The organism is Amycolatopsis sp. NPDC058278, from assembly GCF_042881395.1.
In the GTDB taxonomy this organism is placed as follows: Bacteria; Actinomycetota; Actinomycetes; order Mycobacteriales; family Pseudonocardiaceae; genus Amycolatopsis.
The window spans coordinates 1-19754 of the sequence record NZ_JBHVXZ010000051.1; the positions used below are offsets into that span (position 1 = coordinate 1).

The following is a 19754-nucleotide window of genomic DNA, read 5'->3' on the forward strand; positions in this document are numbered from 1 at the left end:
GCACGGCTCTGCCCTTCAAGGAAGAGCCGTGCGGCGGCCGAGGGATATAGAGCGAACGGGTGAATCCGTTCAGACCGTCGGGGCCGAGGTGTCCGCGGCCTTCACCCGTTCCAGCAGCAGCTGGGCGACGTCGCGCACGTCGACGTTCTCCGCCTTCTGCTCGCTCTGGCGCTGGACCAGGCCGTCCGTCAGCATCACGCGGCAGAACGGGCAGCCCGTCACGATCGTCTCCGCGTCCGTGGCGATCGCCTCGTCGACCCGCTCCAGGTTGATGCGCTTGCCGATCTGCTCCTCCATCCACATGCGGGCGCCGCCGGCGCCGCAGCAGAGGGCGCGATCCGCGTGACGGGGCATCTCGGCCAGCTCGGCGCCCGTCGCGCCGACCAGCTCGCGCGGTGGTGTGTAGACCTTGTTGTGGCGCCCGAGGTAGCAGGGGTCGTGGTAGGTGACCTTCGGGCCGTCCTCGACCGGCTTGACCGGGGTCAGCTGCCCGCCGCGGACCAGGCGGTTGAGCAGCTGCGTGTGGTGGACCACCTCGTAGTGGCCGTCCAGGTCCGGGTACTCGCGGCCGAGGGTGTTGAGGCAGTGCGGGCAGGTCGTGACGATCTTGCGCAGCCGCGGCTCGCGGCCCTCGAACACCGCGTTCAACGTTTCCGCCGTCTGCTGCGCCATCATCTGGAAGAGGAACTCGTTGCCCGCCCGGCGCGCCGGGTCACCGGTGCACGACTCCTCCTTGCCCAGCACCACGTACTTGACCCCGGCGATGTGCAGGAGCTCGGCCGTCGCGCGGACGGTCTTGCGCGCCTGGTCGTCGAACGCGCCGGCGCAGCCGACCCAGTAGACGTACTCGACGTCCTCGGCCAGCTCGCCGTCGAACACCGGGACGTCGAAGCCCAGGTCCTTGGTCCAGGCGAGGCGCTCGGCGTTGTTCTGGCCCCACGGGTTGCCCTTGGTCTCCAGGTTCTTGAACAGCCCGCCCAGCTCGGTCGGGAACGCCGACTCGATCATCACCTGGTAGCGGCGCATGTCGACGATGTGGTCGACGTGCTCGATGTCCACCGGGCACTGCTCGACGCACGCGCCGCACGTGGTGCACGACCAGAGCACGTCGGGATCGATGACGCCGCCGTCGTCCTCCGGCCCGACCAGCGGGCGCGCGCCCTCGTGCTCGGTGCCCGCGAGGATGTAGGGCGCTTCCTCGAACAGGTTGTCACGCAGGTTCATGATGACGAGCTTGGGTGACAACGGCTTCCCGGTGTTCCACGCCGGGCACTGCGACTGGCAGCGGCCGCACTCGGTGCACGTGGCGAAGTCGAGCATGCCCTTCCACGTGAAGTCGCCGATCTTGCCGCGGCCGAACGTGTCGTCCTCGCCCGGGTCCTCGAAGTCGATCGGCTTGCCCGCGGACTCCATCGGCAGCAGCGGTCCGAGCGCGTCCGGCAGGCGCTTCGCCGAGACGTTGATCGGCGCCACGAAGATGTGCAGGTGCTTGGAGTAGAGCACGATCGACAGGAACACCAGCATGACGCCGATGTGCAGGAGCAGGCCGACCGTCTCCAGCACCTCGGTCGTCGAGTGCCCGAGCGGTTCCAGGAGGTTCCCGACGCCGAGCGAGACGTACGCGCCGGAGTCGTAGGGGAAGTTGCCGGAGGCCGAAGAGGCGCCGCGGAAGAAGAACATCGTCCAGACGACGTTGAAGATCATGGCGAGGATCAGCCACGCGCCGCCGGTGTGCGAGCCGTAGAACCGCGACGCGCGATCCTTGCGCTCGGGGGCGTTCCGGATCCGGATCACGGCGAAGACGCCGAGCGAAACGGCCACGGCGACGGCGATGAAGTCCTGGAGGAAGCCGAGCACCGCCCAGTGGCCGATCCACGGGATGGCGAACTTCTCGTCGAACAACGCGCCGTACGCCTCGAGGTACACCGAAGCGAGGATCACGAAGCCCCAGAACGTGAAGAAGTGCGCCAGGCCGGGCACCGACCACTTCAGCAGCTTGCGCTGGCCGAACACCTCGCGCACCTGCGCGAAGACGCGGGCGCCGAGGTCGTCCGACCGCTTGGCGTCGGGCTGGCCCGCCTTGATCAGCCGGTACAGGAAGGCCACGCGCTTGCCGGCGACGGCGAGGCCGACGACGGTCATGAGCAGGCCGAGGATGAGACGAACGAGCACGAGTCCTCCGCGTCGTGATGGAAGGACCGGCTCAGTGCGAGCCGGTGTAGTACCGGCACGCCTTGCACGCGTACCGCATCTTCGCGATCCGCCAGTGCTTCCGGTACAGGTCGAGGTCGGGCGAGCGCCGGACGCCGAGGCGCTGGTAGCGCCCGGGCCGCCGGCCGGTTTCGTACTGCTCGGTCGCGCGGCCGAGGTGGGCGCGCCGCAGCACGCACCCCCGCGTCCGGCAGCGGCCGAGTGCGGTGCGGCAGAACCGGTGCAGCAGCACGAGATCGCCGGTCACTTCTTCGACCACGCCGTAGCCGGGGTGGTCACCCGGCCCGGCGAGCCGCACCGGCAGCCCGCAATACGCGCATTTGAGCGTGCAGGGAAGACAGCCGGTGAGGTGCCGGATCCGCAGTTCGCGCCGGTCTTCGGAGCCGGGTTCCCGAACGCGCGACGCCATCAGGCCTCCTGGAACCACTGTGATCGGCACCACTGTCTGCTACTGGAGGGTAATGAGGAGATCACTTCGTGCGACAGGACCGAACAGCCTAGTTTCCCTGCGCTGTTCGGTGTAATTTGCGAAGCAAGGGTCCCCTACTGTCCGCAGAACGGACGCTTAACACCGCGAATCGTACGTTCGGGCCTGCTGTGCGCTTCGTGTTCCCCGAGACAATCCGGGCATGACCTATTCCCCGGTCCCCTACCGTCCCGCCCGGCTGCCCGACGACGAAGCCATCGCCCGGACCGCCTCGCTGCGGCAGCGGATGGAAGCCCGGCGTTCGGTGCGGATGTTCTCCCCCGACCCGGTGCCCGAACGCGCGGTGCTCGACGCGATCGCGGTCGCCTCGACCGCGCCCAGCGGGGCGCACCAGCAGCCGTGGACGTTCGTCCTCGTCACGGATCCGGCGGTGCGCCGCCGGATCCGCGAAGCCGCCGAGGCCGAGGAACGGATTTCCTACGAAGGCCGCCTCGGCGACGAATGGCTCGCCGCGCTCCGGCCGCTCGGGACCGACGCGGAGAAGCCGCACCTGACGGACGCGCCGTACCTGATCGTCGTGTTCCAGCAGCGGTTCGCCCTCGACGACGACGGCGGTGTCCGCAAGCACTACTACGTCGACGAGTCGGTCGGCATCGCGGTCGGCATGCTGCTCACGGCGTTGCAGGTGGCGGGACTCGCGGCGCTGACGCACACGCCGTCACCGATGCGGTTCCTCGGGGAACTGCTGGGCCGCCCCCGCAACGAAAAGGCGTTCGCGGTGATCCCGGTCGGCTACCCGGCCGACGACTGCGTCGTGCCGGACCTGCGGCGCAAGCCCCTCGACGAGGTGCTCGTGCGGATCTGAGTCAGCAGGCGGGCAGGTCGCCCGGCGGATCGGGGAACGCCGGGCCCGACAGCAGGTCGGCGCCCCGGTCCCGCCACCACGCGGCTTCGGCCGGGGTCGCGAGGCCGGCGACCGACACCGACGCCCCGGCCGCGTGCGCCGCGTCGATCAGCGCCGACAGCGGCGCGGCCACCAGCGGGTGTTCGCGCTTGGCGGCCAGGTTCGCCGCGATCCGGACCGTGTGCGCCCGGAACTCCGTCAGGCACGAGACGTCGCCGAGGCCGTGGATCTCCGCCCGGACCCCGATTTCGCCCAGCACCTTGAAGTTGTCCGCCGCGTCCCCGGTCTCCGCGGCCAGGGCCGCGGCCGGGAAGCCGGGGCGCAGCCGGTCCGGCGCCAGGCCGGTGTCGCCCAGCACGCGGTGGATTTCGCCGACCAGCTCCGGATCCGCCGCCTGCTGCGGCGTCAGCTCGACGACCAGCGGCACGCCGATCCCGGCCGCCGCCAGCCGCTCGGCCGCGGTGCGCAGCAGCCAGGTGCCCAGCGGCAGCGCCAGGCCGGTCTCCGCGGCCAGCCGCACACACTTCTCGTGCGGCAGCACGCCTTCGGCCGGGTGGTTCCAGCGCAACCGCGCCTCGACGCCTTCGACCGAACCGCTCGTCGCCGACACCAGCACGCGGTAGCGGGCTTCGACCTCGCCGTTCTCCCACGCGCCCGCCATCGACGCGGCCAGGCCGAAGTCGTGCCGGTCGCGCCGGTCCAGCTCGCGGTCGAACAGGCCCCACTGGTTGCCCGTCCGCTGGGCGCGCCGCAGGGTCAGGTCCGACGCCTGGAGCAGCTCCGCGGGCGTGCTGTCGCGCGGCGGGCGGTGGACGACACCGATGGCGGCCGACACCGCGACCCCGTGCTGCCCGTCGACGTACTCCGCCTCGGCGAGCTCGTGGGTGATCCGGCGGACGAGCGTCACCACACCCGGGGTGTCCGCCGTGTTCTGCACCAGCACGCCGAATTCGTCGCCGCCGAGGCGCGCCACGAGTGCCTTCTCCGCTTCGAAGACCGTCTTCAGCTTGGCCGCGACCCCGCGCAGCACCCGGTCGCCGAGCTCCCGGCCGAGACCGCCGTTGATCTGCGAGAAGCCGTCGAGGTCGAGGTGGAACAGCGTGACCCCGCGCGCCGGATCCGCGTCGCGCAGCAAGGTTTCCAGGCGGGTGCTGAAGAACTGCCGGTTCGGCAGCCCGGTGAGGACGTCGTGCAGGGCCTGGTGACTCAGCCGCCGCTGCAGCAGTGACACCTCGGTGTCGTCGTCGACGATCGTGAGCAGCTGCCGGGGCGCGCCGACCGCGTCCCGGATCACCGACGCGGCGAACGTCGCCCACATCGGCTCGCCGTCCTTGCCGACCAGGCGGCGGCCGGCGCGCAGCCGGTGCAGCCGGCCGGCCACCAGCTCGCGGTAGCTCTCCCGCAACTGGTCGACGTCCTCGGGGTGGACCAGGTCGAACAGCGTCATCGCGGCGATCTCCGCCGGCGTGCGGTTGAGCGTCTTGGCCAGCGCCGCGTTCGCCCGCAGCACCCGGCCGTCCAGCTCGGTGAGCGCGACACCGCTGGCCGAGCCGGCGAACACCTCCTCGAACTGCGCGCGGGTGATGACCTGCTTCTGCCGCGTCTCCTGCTCGACCTTCAGCAGTGCGCGGCTGAGGCCCTCCTGCCGCTTCTGGATGTCTTCGCGCATCATCTCGCCGTAACCGGAACTGAGGGCGCCGAGCACCAGCACGACCCGCTCGGCCAGCCCGTCGACCCCGCGCAGTTCCGGTTCGCGCAGCAGCCCCTTGCCCAGCACCTCCAGGGTCCGGCGCAGGCTGTCGGCGCCGACGCACCGCAGCTCGACGAGCCGCCCACCCGCGCTCGCGGCCGCCTCGAGGTCCGGCGGATCGCTCGCCACCGCCGCGAACAGCCGCCCGGCCAGGCCGGTCAGCTCGCGGTCGATTTCCTCGGGCGTGTGCGGCAGGTAGGCCGTCGAGCTGATCAGGTAGCCCCATTTGCGCGCGAGTGCGCCGAGCCGTCCCGCCGCGCGATCGGCGGACGGCTTCTTCCGCGGGGCGTCGCCGCGGGGGTGGGGAGCAGTCACCTCAGGCTGTCCAAGGGTTCAGTGCACACCGTTCGGGTCAATCGATCTATCTTGGCCCGGAATTGTGCGACACGCACGGATTCAGTTACGTCCGATCGAGTGATAACCCTGTGGAGCGATCCCCAGGCGGTCATGTAGCCAAGAACGGGTGGCGTTGCGGTATTCGTTCGCGTTTTCGTGCAATGCCACGGAATGCCCCGCCCCCGGCAGTACATACATCGAGAGCTTCGACGGGTCGGTGTAATAGGGTGCTTCCTGCGCCCGCAGCACCGCCGCGTCGGAACAGTCGCGCAACGCGAGCACCCCGCAGAAAAGGGCGTCCTTTTCACCGACCACCTGGAAAACCGGTGCGGTGATTCCCCACGTGGCGGGCAACACGATGCCGAACAACGCGACCGTGCCCATCCCGGGGACCGAAACCTGGTCTTTCGTCGCCTCGTCGGCGGCGATCACGGCGGGGTCGGCGTCGCCCGCGGCGTAGAACAGCCCGGCCCGAGCTCCCGGCTTCGTCGTGAAGTACAGCGGGTCGCTGCCCAAGGTGCCCAGCCGGCCGTCGAGCAGCGCGGGCTGCAGGCCGAGTGCCGCACCGAGGGCGAGCACGGGCAGCGCGGGCAAGTGGGTGATGCCGGTGAGGACGACGCCGTCGACGTCGTGGTAGGTCGACGCCTCGACGGCGACGATCCCCGACCCGACCGAGTGCCCGACGATGACCACCTTCGCGAACCGGACCCCGCCGGCCCGGCCGGCGCGCAGGTGACCGACCACCTCGTGCATCGACTCGGCCGCGGCCCACGCCGACAGCGGCAGGCTCAGCGGCCGGCTGCTGCGCCCGGCACCGAGCTGGTCGGCGGCGAAGGTCGCGTAGCCGTGCGCGGCCATGTCCCGCTGGTAGGAATAGCGTGCCGGCTCGTAGGGCAGGTCCCAGTAGGCGCTGTTGTACGTCCCGCCGTGCACGAGCAGCTGGACGGTGTCCGGAGCGGCCCCGGCGGGCAGGCACAGCCGGCCGTGCACGACCGCGGGCGCTCCCGGTACCAGTGGTGGCAGACCGGGTCCGGTGACCGGCAGATCCGTGTCGCCGCAGGAGATCGCGGCGGCCTCCGCGGGCACCGCCGCGGTCAGCGAGGCGAACAGGACACCGCAGGCGAACAACGCCGACGTCAGCTTGAGCGGCCGTCTCAACCTCTACCCCGCCTTCCGTTCAGGACCCCGGAACACTACACCCGGTAGTGGAACCGGCACCGTCAGGTCCGGCGAGGCAGCACGGTCATCGGCAGCCGGTTCGGCTGCATCGTGGCCTTGATCTGCGCGTACACCTTCTTGCCCGGCACCGGGACCAGGCGCCACCGCGCGCCGATGGTCGCGGCCACGATGCCGATCTCCGTCGGCGCGAACACGTGTCCCGGGCACAGCCGCGCACCCGCGCCGAACGGGATGTAGGCCCCCTTCGGCAGTTCCGCGGCGCGGCCGGCCGCCCAGCGGTCCGGGTCGAATCGGTCCGGGTCGGGGAACCAGCGCGGATCGCGGTGCAGGGTGTGCTGGCTGACGGCGACCTCGCTGCCCGCGGGGATCGTCACCCCGCCGAGTTCGACGTCTTCCCGCGCGCGGCGCATGAGGATCAACGGCGGCGTGCGGCGGACGATCTCGTTGACGATCTGCTGCGTGTAGCCGAGATCGGGCAGATCCTCGAAGCGCGCGGGCCGGCCGTCGAGGACTTCGTCGACTTCGGCGTGGAACCGGCGTTCGACTTCCCTGTGCTGCCCCAGCTCGTGGAAGAACCAGGCCAGCGCGACGGCGGTGGTCTCGGCGCCGGTGGTCAGGATCGTGATGACCTCGTCGTGCACCTGGCGGTCGGACATGCCTTCGCCGGTCTCCTCGTCGCGGGCCAGCAGCAGCATCGAGAGCAGGTCTCCGTGGTCGGCGCCGTCTTCACGCGCTGCGACGACGGTCTCGCCGATCACCTCGCGCAGGCGCGCGGCCGCGGCGTCGAACCGCCGGTTCGGCGGGATCGGCAGCTTCTCGACGAACTTCGGGGAGAACGCCCGGATCAGCACGTACTTGAGCATGATCGGGATCGAGTGCCGGATTTCCGCCAGGGCTTCGGCACCCAGCGCGGTGGAGAACAGCGTCTGCCCGGCGATGGTCAGCACCAGGTCCTGCATCCGCCGGTCGAACTCGACGACTTCGCCGGGCCGCCACGAAGCCACCAGGTCGCCGGCCAGCTTCGTCATGGTGTTTTCGGCGTAGCCGGCGATCCGCGTGCGGCCGAAGGCGGGCATCACCAGCCGGCGCTGACGGCGGTTGAGCTCACCGTTCGAGGTGGCCAAGCCGTCGCCGAAGAGCGGGCGCATCTTGTCGAAGACCAGGCCCTTGTCGAACTTGTCGGCGTCGGTGGCCAGCACCTGCCAGGCCAGCTCCGGGGTGGTGACCACGTGCACCGGCAGCGGACCGAGCCGGATCTTGACGACATCTCCGTGCGCGGGCAGGGAAGTGAAGAACTCGAGCGGGTCGCGCAGCAGGGGCACCGTGTGCCCGAGCAGGGGCACCCGTCCGGGCACGGGACGCGGATTCGGCATGGCCTCGTCTCCTCGTGACCGGGCCACCTTAGCCGCGCCCCGGGCACCCGGAGCACGAGTCCACACGAACGGAGGAGAGGACTAAGCTGCGTCCCTTCAGCGTCCGCGAGGGTGGGAGGTCCCGTGACCGGAGAACTGAGCTGGGTGCCACCGGAGATCGACACCTCGGTGCCGAACCCGGCCCGGGTGTACGACTTCTGGCTCGACGGGGACCACAACTTCGCCGCCGACCGGGCGCTCGGGGAACAGATCCTGCAGATCATGCCCGGCATCCGCGACGCCGCCCGGCTCAACCGCGCCTTCCTGCGCCGCGCCGCGCGGTACATGGTGGCGGCCGGGGTCCGGCAGTTCCTCGACGTCGGCTCCGGCATCCCGACCGTCGGGAACCTGCACGAGATCGTCCAGCAGGCCGACCCGGCGTGCCGGGTGGTGTACGTCGACCGCGAGCCGGTCGCCGTCGCCCACAGCGAGCTGCTGCTGCAGGGCAACGACAACTGCGCGGTGCTCCAGGCCGACCTGCGCGACGTCAACGACATCTTCGACGCCGAGCCGGCCCGCCGGCTGCTCGACCCCGGGCAGCCGACCGGCGTGTTCATGTTGCTGCTGCTGCACTTCGTGCCCGATTCCTGGGACCCGACCGGCATCCTGGCCCGCTACCGCGACCGCCTCGCGCCGGGCAGTTTCCTGGCCCTCACCCACGTGGCGGCGGACTCCGGGTCGGCGGGCCTCGACGAAGCGATCGAGGTGTACACGAGCAAGCAGAACCAGCAGAACCGCCCGTTCCCGCGCACGCACGACCAGGTGCTCCGGTTCTTCGAGGGCTTCGACCTGGTCGAACCGGGCCTGGTCGGCTGCGCGATGTGGAACCCCGAGGGCGTCGGCGACATGTCCGACAGCCCGGCGGTCAACTCCCTCCCGTACGCCGGCGTGGGCCGGAAACCGTAGGTCTCCGCGCTTCCGGCGCACCGGCCGCCCGGCCGGAGCCGGGCGGCCGTGCGGATCACCTCAGCGAGAACGTCGCCAGGTTCACCGGCCCGTCGAACGTCAGGTACACGTCGTGCCGGCCGCTCGCCTTCGCCAATGCCGCGGTCGCCGTCGCGTATGCGTACCGGTCGCCGGTCGAGGGAACCGGGACCGTGCCCAGCACGCGGCCGGACGGCGAGTCGAGGCGGACCGTGATCTTCGTCGTGCCGGCCTCCGCCTTGGACACCGACGCCGTGAACTTCTGCGGGCCGCCCAGTGCGACGTCCTTGAACGCCAGCCAGCTGCCGGCGGTCGCCGCGACGGACGTGCCCGCCACCTTCGCCGTGTCCGTCAGCGTCGTTCCCTGGTAGGCGTCGAAGTTCTCCGCCTGCGTCGTGTGGGTCAGGTCCCGGGCCGGGATCCGCTCCCCCGCGACGTAGGCCGGCCGTGAGCCGGCCACGTCGGTGGCGTTGCGGCCGACCGAGAAGTCGTAGACCCCGCTCTCCACCACGGACTTCCCGCGCGTGACGTCCCAGAAGGCCAGGTCCGCCACCGGCACGTCGAACCGCACCGTGCGGGTTTCCTTCGGCGCCAGGGTGAGCTTCGAGAAGTCACGCAGCTGCTTCACCGGCTGCTGGACGCGGGACTGCCGCGCGCTCGAGTAGAGCTGGACGACGTCGGACCCGGTGCGGGCGCCGGTGTTCGTCACGTCGACGCTCACCTGGACCTTCCCACCGGACTGGGACACGCGCACGCCGTCGTAGCGGAAGCTGGTGTAGCTGAGCCCGTAGCCGAACGGGAACAGCGGCTTCCCGCGGTAGTACTGGTACGTCATCCCGGTCTTGGCGATGTCGTAGTCGAGGATGCCCGGCAGCCCCGCGTCGGAGGCGTACCAGGTCTGGGTGAGCCGCCCGCTCGGGTCCTTGTCGCCGAAGAGCACGTCGGCGACGGCGTGCCCGGTTTCCTGCCCGGCGTGGCTGGTCCACAGGATGCCGGGCACCGACAGCGTGTCCCAGCCGGTCGTCGGGTAGCTGTTCTCCACCACGACGACGGTGTGCGGGTTCGCCTTCTGCACCGCCTCGATCAGCGCGCGCTGCGCCGGGGCGAGCTCGGTGCTCGTGCGGTCGTTCGCCTCGCGGCCGTTGATGAACGGCATGCTGCCGACCACGACGACGGCGGTGTCCGCGTCCTTGGCCGCGGCGACCGCGCTGCCGACACCGCTGGTCAGCACGTCCCGGCCGAACTTCGTCGCGTGCGCGGCGTCCGGGGCCGAGATCGTCAGTACCCCGTCGGCGCCGACGACGGCGAACTTGTTCGGGCCGAACCACGGCTCGTTCACCTCGTTGCCGGCGTACTCGAGCACGTAGCTGCCGTCCGGCTGCGCGTCCAGCTTCAGCTGCTGCTGCACGTACCAGCCCGCCGGCTGGTCGACGTCGTTCACCAGGGCGCCACCGGAGTAGCTGAGGAACTTGCCGTTCGCGGCGGCCCGCAGCGTGTTCTTGCCCGCGCCCCAGTCGTAGACGTCGAAGGATTCGGCGGTGCCCGCGACGGTCCCGCCCGCGGTCACCTTGCCGGTGGTGGCGGGCGCCGTGAGGTACTTGCCGGTCGAGAGGTCCTTCAGCGCGATCCGGTCCACGCCTTCGGACGACGCGACCGTGCCCGCCGAGCCGAGCCGCTCCTTGATGCCCTGCACCGGGGTGACCTTGTACTGCATCGCGCCGGCGTACCAGTCTTCGTACAGCGTGTTCGAGAGCGGGCCGACGACCGCGATCTTCTTGTTCTTCGCCGGGTTCAGCGGCAGCGCGTTGCCGTTGTTGCGCAGCAGCACGATCTGCTCGTCGGCGGTCTTGCGCGCCAGCGCCTGGTGCTCCGGCGAGTTGATGACGGCCGGGGTGATCTTCGCGTAGGGGTTGCGTCCCGGCGGGTCGAACTCGCCGAGCCGGAACCGCAACGAAAGCAGGTGGCGGTCGGCGTTTTCGACGTCGGCCATGGTCAGCAGGCCCTTGCTCAGGGCCTCCTTGACCGCGGCGGTGGTGATCGAGCCGTCGGTGTCGTTGTCGGTGAAGCTGTCGAGCCCCGCCTTGATCGCCGCCGCGTCCCCTTCGGCCTTGGTGGCGTAGTACTTCTCCGAGTTGACCAGGTTGGACGGCGCGCCGGCGTCGCTGACGACGGCGATGTCCTGCGGCGCCCACTTCCGCAGCGCGCCGTCGAGGTCCGGGCTCACGTGGTTGGGGCGGCCGTTGACCAGGTTGTACGACGGCATGACGGCGTTGGCCGCGCCCGCCTGCAGCGGGATCTTGAACGCCTGCTCGTCGTAGTCGTGCAGGATCTTCGGCGGCACCGAGGAGTTGCTGGTGTCGCGGTTGACCTCGTTGTTGTAGGCGAGGAAGTGCTTCAGCGTCGGGGCGGCCTGCAGGTACCGGGGGTCGTCACCCTGCATGCCACGGCCGTAGGCGGTCGCGAGCTCGCCGGTGAGGTGCGGGTCCTCGGAGTAGCCCTCCTCGTTGCGGCCCCACCGCGGGTCACGCAGCAGGTTCACCACCGGCGCCCACAGGTTGAGGCCCCACAGCGTCGGGTTGCGGACGTTGAAGCCGCGGGCCTCCTGCCCGACGGCCGCGCCCACCTGCTTCACCAGCGCCGGGTTCCAGGTGGTGGCCAGGCCGATGGCCTGCGGGAACACGGTGCCGTCGGCCTTGACGACGGCACCTTTGTTGTCGTAGTCGGTCGACCAGGCGACGCCGTGCAGGGCTTCGGTGCCGGTCTTGAAGACCCCGATGCCGAGCCGCGGGATGGCCGGCTCGTACTGGTGCAGCAGCGAGATCTTCTCGTCCGCCGTCAACCGGGACAGCAGGTCGTCGATCCGCGTGGCCAGGGGCAGTGACGGATCGCGGAAGGGTGGTGGCGGTGCCGCGAGCGCCGGCGACGAAGCCAGCAGCAGGGTCGCGGCCACCGCCGGGAACAGGGCACGGCGGATGAGGGACAAGCGCACGGACGGCCTCCGAATCGTCGAATCGTTTCGACGGCGTGGCGCGGAACATTCGCGTCGAACGGCGGGGAACCCGACGACTATTACAGCCGCGTGAGCGCGCGGTCAAGAGTCGCTGGGAACGCTCCCAGACCCTTCGACGGGATGCCGTCGCGGCGGCGCTGAGCTGCAAAAAGAACGTTCAACAGGGACTTTCGATAATTTCGACGAAGGCGCCTGTTGTCGAATAACCGTCGAATACCGGCAAACGGCGAATGATGCTTGTGTTTCGGGCGGGTGTCACTTACCTTCGTGCCATCGTCGATGCGCTTCGACACCGAACTCCCGTCCATCCCCTCCCCGTCCCCAGGAGGCCGCCCGTGGTCACGATCAACGACGTCGCCAACGCGGCCGGGGTCGCTCCCAGCACGGTGTCGTACGTGATCAGCGGCAAACGCTCGATTTCGCCGAAGACCCGGCGGCTGGTCGAGGACAGCATCCGCAAGCTCGGCTACCACCCGCACGCCGGGGCGCGGGCGCTGGCCAGCAGCAAGACCAACGTGCTCGCGCTGGTCGTGCCGCTGCGCACGGACCTCAACGTCGCCGTCGTGATGGAGTTCGTCGCCTCGGCGGTCACCGCGGCCCGCGCGCACGACCACGACCTGCTGCTGCTCACCAAGGACGAGGGACCCGCCGCGCTGCAGCGGGTGGCGTCCTCGGCGATCGCCGACGCCCTGATGGTGATGGACGTCGAAACCGCCGACCCGCGGGTGCCGATGCTGCTGGCCCTCGACCTGCCGGTGGTGCTCATCGGCGTGCCCGACCACCCGGCCGGGCTGAGCTGCGTCGACCTCGACTTCACCGCGGCGGCCTCGGCCTGCGTCGCGCACCTGGCCGAGCTCGGCCACCGCTCGATCGCGCTGATCGGCCCGTCCCCGGCCGTCTACCGGCGCGGCACGAGTTACGCGACGCGGTTCCTCCGTGGCTTCGACGAAGCCACGAAGAGCCGTGACCTGCGTGCGGCCTCGCACGCGTGCGCCCACTCCTACGAGGCGGTGAGCGCCTGCCTCGACGAGCTGCTCGCCGCCGAGCCCGGCCTGACCGGCCTGGTCGTGCACAACGAGGCCGTGCTGCCCGGGCTGCTGTCGGACCTGCGCCACCGCGGCCTGCGGGTGCCCGAGGACATCTCGGTCATCGCCGTGTGCCCGGACAGCATGGCCGAGCAGCACGTCGTCTCGCTGACCAACGTGGCCATCCCGGCCGAAGAGGTCGGCACCCAGGCCGTCGAAATGACCATGCGCCGGCTCGCCGGCCACACCACCCCGGAGGTCCGGCTGCTCGGACCCCGCCTGACCCGGCGCGAAAGCACCGCGCCGCCGCGTACCTAAACCGGTTCTGCTCCGCCGCCGAAGGAGAATCACCATGCCCGTAGTCCGTCGCGCCCTCGTCCTCACCGCGAGCGCCACGAGTGCCGCGCTGCTGGCCGCCTGCAGTCCCAGCCCGGCCCCGTCCGCACCCGGCGGCGCCGATGCCCCGGCCGCCACGTCGATCACCGAACTCGACTACTACGCCGACGAGCAGGGGTCCGCCGCCTGGCAGAAGATCCTCGACACCTGCGCCACGCAGACCGGGATCAAGATCGAGCGCCAGAAGGTGCCGACAGCCCAGATGCTGCCGAAGGTCCTGCAGGGCGCCAGCTCGAAGACGCTGCCGAACCTGCTCTTCACCGACAACCCGACGCTGCAGCAGGTCGCCGCCACCGGCGCGCTGACCCCGCTGACCGACTACGGGATCACCACCGACGGCTACTACCCGGGCATCGCCAAGGCCGGCACCTACCAGGACAAGCTGTACGGCGTCGCCCCGGGCGTCAACGGCCTCGCGCTGATCTACAACAAGGACCTCCTGCAGGCCGCGGGCGTCGAGCCGCCGAAGACGTGGGACGAGCTGAAGACCGCCGCGGCGAAGCTGACCAAGGACGGCAAGTACGGCCTCTCCTTCTCCGCCATCTCGTCGGAAGAGGGCACCTGGCAGTTCCTGCCGTTCTTCTGGAGCAACGGCGCCGAACTGTCGCAATTGGACTCGCCGCAGGCGACGCAGGCGCTGCAGTACGTCACCGACCTGGTGAACTCCGGTTCGGCGTCGAAGTCCGTGGTGACCTGGAGCCAGAACGACGTCGCCGACCAGTTCGTCAGCGGCAACACGGCGATGATGATCAACGGGTCGTGGAACATCGCCCGGCTCGACGAGCAGAAGTCGCTGCACTACGGCGTCGTCCCGATCCCGGTGCCGCAGGCCGGCGGCAAGCCCGTGGTCGCGCTCGGCGGTGAGGTCGGCGCCGTGCCGGTGACCAGCGGGCCCGCCCAGCAGGCGGCCGGCAAGGTGCTCTCCTGCATCCTCTCCGAGCCGACGATGCTCGAGTGGAGCAAGGCACACGCCTACATCCCGTCGAAGACGGCCGTGGCCCAGAAGTTCGGCACCGAGCAGCCGTCGATGCAGGCGTTCGTCGACGAGGTCGGCACGGCCCGCTCCCGCACCGCCGAACTCGGCGAGAAGTACCCGAAGGTCTCGCAGGCGCTGGCCGATGCGCTCCAGGCGGCGCTGACCGGGAAGACCCCGGTCGACCAGGCCCTCAAGGCCGCCCAGCAGGCGAGCGGCTCGTGACGGTCGCCACCGCCCCGAGGGTCTCGGCCTCACCCCGCGCGAGCCGGAGGTCCCGCCGGGACAGCCGGTTCGCCGCGTGGGCGTTCCTGCTGCCCGCGGCGGCCTACGTCGTCGTGTTCTTCGGCTATCCCCTGGCCGCGAACCTGGTGATGAGCACGCAGAACTACACGGTGAAGTCGTTCTACACCGGCGAAGCACCCTTCGTCGGCATCGAGAACTACTCCGCCGTGCTGAGCAATCCGCTGTTCTCGACCGCCGCGCTCAACACGGTGCTGTTCACCGCCGGGTCGATCGTCTTCCAGTTCGGCATCGGCCTGGCGCTCGCGGTGTTCTTCAACGGCCGGTTCCTCGGCAGCGCGCTGCTGCGGTCGCTGCTCCTGCTGCCGTGGCTGCTGCCGCTGGTGGTCAGCGGCGCGGTCTGGCGGTGGATGTTCGACCAGGACCACGGCGTGCTCAACGCGGGCCTGCGGTTCCTGGGGTTCGACGCGGTGCCGTGGCTGAGCAGCACGAGCTGGGCGCTGCCGGCGGTGATCATCACCAACATCTGGATCGGCATCCCGTTCAACCTGGTGATCCTGCACGGCGGGCTGCGCGCGATCCCGGCGTCGCTCTACGAGGCCGCGGCCCTGGACGGCGCCGGTGCGTGGCAGCGGTTCCGGCACGTCACCTGGCCGCTGCTGCGGCCGGTCACCGGGATCGTGCTCATGCTCGGGCTGGTCTACACGATCAAGGTGTTCGACGTGATCATGGTCGTCACCGGCGGCGGACCGGCCGGCTCGACCCAGACGCTCACCACGTGGTCCTACCGGCTGTCCTTCCAGGACTTCGCGTTCGGGCAGGGCGCCGCGGTCGGCAACGTCCTCATCGTGGTGGCGACGGTCTTCGGGCTGCTGTACCTGCGTTCGGCGAAGGCGACCCTGGCGGAGGCGGCATGAAGACGGCGAACTGGCCGCGGACGGTGGCCGGCGTGCTGATCGTGGCGGTGCTGCTGTTCCCGCTGTACTGGATGGTCAACGCGTCGCTGCAGCCCAGCGGCGCGCTGCTGCGCCCGGACCCCGCGTTCTTCCCCGTCGGCGGCACGCTGGACGGCTACCGCAAGGCCCTCTCGACGCAGGGACCGAACCTGCTCTCCAGCGTCGTCGTCGCGCTCGGCACGGTGCTCGTCTCGCTGCTGGTGGCGGCGCCCGCGTCGTACGCGCTGGCCCAGCTGAAGGTGCGCGGCGGCCCGGCGCTGGTGTTCGTGCTGCTCATCGTGCAGATGATCCCGGGCATCGTGATGGCCAACGCGCTCTACACCGTGTTCAGCAACCTCGGCCTGATCGACAACTACCTCGGGCTCGTGCTCGCCGACTCCACCGCGACCATCCCGTTCGCCATCCTGCTGCTGCGGGCGTTCATGATCTCCGTGCCGAAGGAGCTGACCGAAGCGTCCCGGGTGGACGGTGCCGGGTACTGGCGCACCTTCGGCTCGATCATCCTGCCGGTCAGCCGCAACGCGCTGGTCACCGCCGGGCTGTTCTCGTTCCTGTTCGCCTGGGCGGACTTCCTGTTCGCCGTCACCCTGACCACCGGGCAGTCGTTCGAACCCATCACCGTGGGCATCTACCGGTTCGTCGGCAACCAGTCCGCCGACTGGAACGGGATCATGGCCACCGCCGTCCTCGCCGCGATCCCCGCGGCCGTCCTGCTCGTCGTCGCCCAGCGCTACGTCGTCGCCGGGCTGACCAGCGGCGCCGTCAAAGACTAGTTTTCCCAAGGAGACCTCGTGATCGCCACGACCGAAGACGGCCGCTCGCTCGAAGTCAGCGTGCGGCACGAGGTGTTGCGCATCGAGCCGTGGGGCGCCGACAGCCTGCGCGTGCGCGCCGGCCGGCACCGCATCCTCGACGACGTCCCGGGTGCGCTGCTGCCCGCGAAGCCGTCGGCCGCCACCGCGGAGACCGACGGGCGGCACGGCCGGGTGGTCAACGGCGCGCTCACCGCGATCGTCGAGATCGCCGACACCGACACCGGCATCGACGCGCAGCTGCGGTTCGTCCGCACGGACACCGGCGAGGAGCTGCTCGCCGAGCAGCGCGCGCACTTCTGGTGGCCCGGCGCGCGGCTGTTCATGCCCTCGCGCAACGGCTACGGCCGGCTGGAACAGCGCTTCAGCGCCTACGACGACGAGCGGATCTACGGGCTCGGGCAGCACACGCACGGCCGGCTCGACCAGAAGGGCCTCGTGCTCGACCTGGTGCAGCGCAACGCCGAGGTGTCGGTGCCGTTCCTGCTCTCCAGCCGCGGCTACGGGTTCCTGTGGAACAGCCCCGCCGTCGGCCGGGTCGAACTGGCCGCCAACGGCACCCGCTGGGTCGCCGACGACGCGCGTCAGCTCGACTACTGGGTCACCACCGGCGACGGTCCGCGCCAGATCCTCGGCCACTACGCCGACGCGACCGGCCACGCGCCGATGCTGCCGGAGTGGGCGGCCGGGTTCTGGCAGTCGAAGCTGCGCTACCGCACGCAGGAAGAGCTGCTTTCCGTCGCGCGGGAGTACCACGAACGCGGGCTGCCGCTGTCGGTGATCGTGGCGGACTTCTTCCACTGGACGCACCTGGGCGACTGGAAGTTCGATCCGGCCGAGTGGCCCGACCCGGCCGGGCTGGTGCGCGAGCTCGCCGAACTCGGCGTCAAGCTGATGGTCTCGGTGTGGCCGTCGGTGAACCCGCTCTCGGAGAACTACCGCGAGCTGCACGAACAGGGTCTGCTGGTGGCCGCCGAGAGCGGCGTCCCGGCGCACGCGCCGTGGAAGGACAAGGGGTTCGGCGTCGAAATGCCGGTGGCGTTCTACGACGCGACCAACCCCGAGGCGCGGCGGTTCGTCTGGAGCAAGGTCAAGGAGAACTACTACGACCTGGGCGTGCGCGCGTGGTGGCTGGACGGCGACGAGCCGGAGATCCAGCCCGGCCACCCGCACAACCTCGGCTTCCACGCCGGCCCGGGTGCCGAGGTGTTCAACCTCTACCCGCAGGTCAACGCGCAGACGTTCCACGACGGCATCCGCGCCGAGGGCGACGACGAAGTGGTGCTGCTGTCCCGCTCGGCGTGGGCGGGCAGCCAGCGCTTCGGGGCGGCGCTCTGGTCGGGTGACGTCGGGGCGACGTGGGCGTCGCTGCGCGCGCAGGTCCGGGCCGGGCTGAACGTGGCACTGGCCGGAATCCCCTGGTGGACGACGGACATCGGCGGCTTCCACGGCGGCGACCCGGAGTCGCCGGAGTACCGGGAGCTGATGGTCCGCTGGTTCTCCTACGGGGTGTTCTGCCCGCTGTTCCGCCTGCACGGCTTCCGCGACCCGCGCCCGGCGTTCGGGCCGGAGATGACCGGCGGCCCGAACGAGGTCTGGTCGTTCGGCGAGCCGGCGTACGCGGCGATCACCGAGTCACTGCGGCTGCGGGAGCGGCTGCGGCCGTACCTGATGGAGCAGATGCGGGTGGCCCACGAGCAGGGCGTCCCCCCGATGCGGCCGGTGTTCGTCGACTTCCCGGCCGACCCGGCCGCCTGGGACGTGGACGACCAGTTCCTGCTCGGGCCGGACGTGCTGGTGGCACCGGTGCTCGAACCCGGCGTCACCGCGCGGACGGTGTACCTGCCGGCGGGGGCGACGTGGACGGACGCGGTGACCGGCGCCCGGTACGAAGGCGGCGACCGGATCGAGGCGGCGGCGCCGCCGGAGCGGATCCCGGTGTTCCTCCGCGACGGGGCTGACCTGCCGATCCGCGCGGAGTAGCTCACTCCGCCCGCAGCTCGGCCCATCGTTGCGGCTCGGGCTCACCCGGTGCCCAGCCCGGCGGCCAGGTCCGGACGACGCGCGCATCCGTCCGGACCTGGGCTCCGGTGAAGTCGAACCCGCCCGCCGTCACGGCCGTGAAGTCCGCGTGGCCGCTGAAGCGGGCTCGGGTGAAAAGAGCCCCGGCGGCGAACCGGCTGCCGGAGAACAGCGTGCGGGCGGCGAACCTGGTCGCCTCGAACGAGACCTCGTCGCCGAAGGTCGCCGAGGTGAAGTCCGTGCGGGCCGAGAACCGGGCGGCGTCGAACCACGTCGGGCCGCGGGCGGTGACGCCGGCGAAGTCGGCGGTGCCGGTGAAGGTCGCGTTCTCGAAGTCGGCGCCCGTCTCGAACCGTGCGCCGGCGAAGAAGGCGTGGCGGGCGAAGCACGATCCTTCGAAGCTCACCAAACCGGTGAAGACCGCCTCGCCGAAGTGGGCGTCGCCGGCGAACCGCACGGCGTGGAAGCGTGCGTCGCGGACTTCGCAGCCGCGCAGGTCGACGGCGTGGAGCACGAGGCGGTCCAGCTCGAGGTCCATCCCGGGCCAGAACCGCGGGGACCCCGGGCGCAAGCGTGGCACCAGGAGCCGCCACAGCTCGGCCTGCCACGCCGGCGGGTCCGGCCACTCGTACCGGAATCCGGCGAGGATCTCGCCGACGCACTCCTGGCGGCGCGTGGGGTCACCGTCGGCGAACCCGGCGAAGGAGGCGAGCGCGGCCAGCCGGGCGGTGTGGTCGTCGGCCAGCAGGCGGGCCGCGACCTCCTCGGGGACCGGCTCCGGCGGCGCCGACGGGGTCAGCACCTCGGCGGGCCGGTCGCGGCGCAGGAGCAGCCACGCCGTGACCGCCCCGGACACGGCGCCGATCAACGCCAGGACCGCGAACGGCGTGACAGTGGACATACCCGGAATTGTCCCGGCCACGGCCAGCGAATTAAAAAGGACCGGTGAGTCCGAAGTCGACCCCGAAGGGCGCCGCGGCGCGGCAGCGGATCATCGAAGACGCAAGAGCCGGCTCTTCCCCTACTTCCCGGACGGCAAGGACGAGCTCCTGCTCTAAGCGGCGCTCGACGTCGGCATCGGGAACCTGCGGGCGAGGGGGTGACGCGGACCCCCGTTCACGCCCCCCGCCTCAGGAGGCATATGAATATGGGATGAAAGAATAAACCAGCTGAA

Annotated in this window: 14 protein-coding genes; 7 read left to right on the top strand and 7 right to left on the bottom strand. The window is 70.7% G+C overall.

What is annotated here, in order from left to right; translation table 11 throughout:
- Nucleotides 1-69 precede the first annotated feature (69 nt).
- Together ACFVYA_RS25545 and ACFVYA_RS25550 are read right to left on the bottom strand one after the other, a co-directional pair.
- Complete coding sequence (locus ACFVYA_RS25545) at nucleotides 70-2172, bottom strand: (Fe-S)-binding protein (protein ID WP_285991426.1); 2103 nt, start codon at nucleotides 2170-2172, stop codon at nucleotides 70-72.
- Between the two features lie 31 nt (nucleotides 2173-2203).
- Nucleotides 2204-2620 (bottom strand): hypothetical protein, encoded by a 417-nt coding sequence (locus ACFVYA_RS25550; protein ID WP_285991425.1) that lies wholly within the window; start codon nucleotides 2618-2620, stop codon nucleotides 2204-2206.
- A 220-nt stretch (nucleotides 2621-2840) separates the two neighbouring features.
- On the opposite strand from ACFVYA_RS25550, the gene ACFVYA_RS25555 reads away from it, so the two are divergent.
- Complete coding sequence (locus ACFVYA_RS25555) at nucleotides 2841-3503, top strand: nitroreductase family protein (protein ID WP_387048476.1); 663 nt, start codon at nucleotides 2841-2843, stop codon at nucleotides 3501-3503.
- A 1-nt stretch (nucleotide 3504) separates the two neighbouring features.
- Here ACFVYA_RS25555 and ACFVYA_RS25560 read toward each other — a convergent pair whose 3' ends face one another.
- The 3 genes from ACFVYA_RS25560 to ACFVYA_RS25570 form a co-directional block, all read right to left on the bottom strand.
- Nucleotides 3505-5607 carry a putative bifunctional diguanylate cyclase/phosphodiesterase gene (locus tag ACFVYA_RS25560; RefSeq protein ID WP_387048478.1) on the bottom strand — a complete coding sequence of 701 codons (2103 nt, stop codon included), beginning with the start codon at nucleotides 5605-5607 and terminating at the stop codon, nucleotides 3505-3507.
- A gap of 81 nt (nucleotides 5608-5688) precedes the next feature.
- Nucleotides 5689-6786 (bottom strand): alpha/beta hydrolase, encoded by a 1098-nt coding sequence (locus ACFVYA_RS25565; RefSeq protein ID WP_387048480.1) that lies wholly within the window; start codon nucleotides 6784-6786, stop codon nucleotides 5689-5691.
- A 62-nt stretch (nucleotides 6787-6848) separates the two neighbouring features.
- Nucleotides 6849-8180, bottom strand: a complete 1332-nt coding sequence (locus tag ACFVYA_RS25570; protein ID WP_387048482.1) for a cytochrome P450 — start codon at nucleotides 8178-8180, stop codon at nucleotides 6849-6851.
- Between the two features lie 123 nt (nucleotides 8181-8303).
- Here ACFVYA_RS25570 and ACFVYA_RS25575 point away from each other — a divergent pair, with 123 nt between their 5' ends.
- Nucleotides 8304-9125 carry an SAM-dependent methyltransferase gene (locus tag ACFVYA_RS25575; protein WP_387048483.1) on the top strand — a complete coding sequence of 274 codons (822 nt, stop codon included), beginning with the start codon at nucleotides 8304-8306 and terminating at the stop codon, nucleotides 9123-9125.
- Nucleotides 9126-9180: 55 nt separating this feature from the next.
- On the opposite strand, the gene ACFVYA_RS25580 is transcribed toward ACFVYA_RS25575, so the two are convergent.
- On the bottom strand, nucleotides 9181-12132 hold the full coding sequence (locus ACFVYA_RS25580) for a glycoside hydrolase family 3 C-terminal domain-containing protein (RefSeq protein ID WP_387048484.1): 2952 nt from the start codon (nucleotides 12130-12132) through the stop codon (nucleotides 9181-9183).
- Nucleotides 12133-12488: 356 nt separating this feature from the next.
- On the opposite strand from ACFVYA_RS25580, the gene ACFVYA_RS25585 reads away from it, so the two are divergent.
- From ACFVYA_RS25585 to ACFVYA_RS25605, 5 genes are read left to right on the top strand one after another with little or no spacing between them, the layout of a single operon-like run.
- Complete coding sequence (locus ACFVYA_RS25585; RefSeq protein ID WP_387048486.1) at nucleotides 12489-13496, top strand: LacI family DNA-binding transcriptional regulator; 1008 nt, start codon at nucleotides 12489-12491, stop codon at nucleotides 13494-13496.
- Between the two features lie 34 nt (nucleotides 13497-13530).
- Nucleotides 13531-14772: a sugar ABC transporter substrate-binding protein gene (locus ACFVYA_RS25590; RefSeq protein ID WP_285991417.1), complete on the top strand. Its 1242-nt coding sequence runs from the start codon at nucleotides 13531-13533 to the stop codon at nucleotides 14770-14772.
- Complete coding sequence (locus ACFVYA_RS25595; protein WP_387048487.1) at nucleotides 14769-15707, top strand: carbohydrate ABC transporter permease; 939 nt, start codon at nucleotides 14769-14771, stop codon at nucleotides 15705-15707. Before ACFVYA_RS25590 ends, ACFVYA_RS25595 begins: the two co-directional genes overlap by 4 nt.
- Nucleotides 15704-16519, top strand: a complete 816-nt coding sequence (locus ACFVYA_RS25600; protein WP_285991415.1) for a carbohydrate ABC transporter permease — start codon at nucleotides 15704-15706, stop codon at nucleotides 16517-16519. The genes ACFVYA_RS25595 and ACFVYA_RS25600 overlap by 4 nt, the downstream gene beginning before the upstream one ends.
- Before the next feature lie 18 nt (nucleotides 16520-16537).
- The gene (locus tag ACFVYA_RS25605; protein WP_285991414.1) at nucleotides 16538-18541 is read left to right on the top strand and encodes a TIM-barrel domain-containing protein; all 2004 of its coding nucleotides are present in this window, start codon (nucleotides 16538-16540) and stop codon (nucleotides 18539-18541) included.
- Between the two features lies 1 nt (nucleotide 18542).
- Here the strand turns inward: ACFVYA_RS25605 and ACFVYA_RS25610 are convergent, their stop codons facing one another.
- The gene (locus ACFVYA_RS25610) at nucleotides 18543-19481 is read right to left on the bottom strand and encodes a pentapeptide repeat-containing protein (RefSeq protein WP_387048490.1); all 939 of its coding nucleotides are present in this window, start codon (nucleotides 19479-19481) and stop codon (nucleotides 18543-18545) included.
- Nucleotides 19482-19754 lie beyond the last annotated feature (273 nt).

Coding starts and splice junctions, on each gene's coding strand:
- ACFVYA_RS25590 (WP_285991417.1), top strand. CDS start 13,531: ATGCCCGTAGTCCGTCGCGCCCTCGTCCTCACCGCGAGCGCCACGAGT.
- ACFVYA_RS25550 (WP_285991425.1), bottom strand. CDS start 2,620: ATGGCGTCGCGCGTTCGGGAACCCGGCTCCGAAGACCGGCGCGAACTG.
- ACFVYA_RS25610 (WP_387048490.1), bottom strand. CDS start 19,481: ATGTCCACTGTCACGCCGTTCGCGGTCCTGGCGTTGATCGGCGCCGTG.
- ACFVYA_RS25555 (WP_387048476.1), top strand. CDS start 2,841: ATGACCTATTCCCCGGTCCCCTACCGTCCCGCCCGGCTGCCCGACGAC.
- ACFVYA_RS25570 (WP_387048482.1), bottom strand. CDS start 8,180: ATGCCGAATCCGCGTCCCGTGCCCGGACGGGTGCCCCTGCTCGGGCAC.
- ACFVYA_RS25600 (WP_285991415.1), top strand. CDS start 15,704: ATGAAGACGGCGAACTGGCCGCGGACGGTGGCCGGCGTGCTGATCGTG.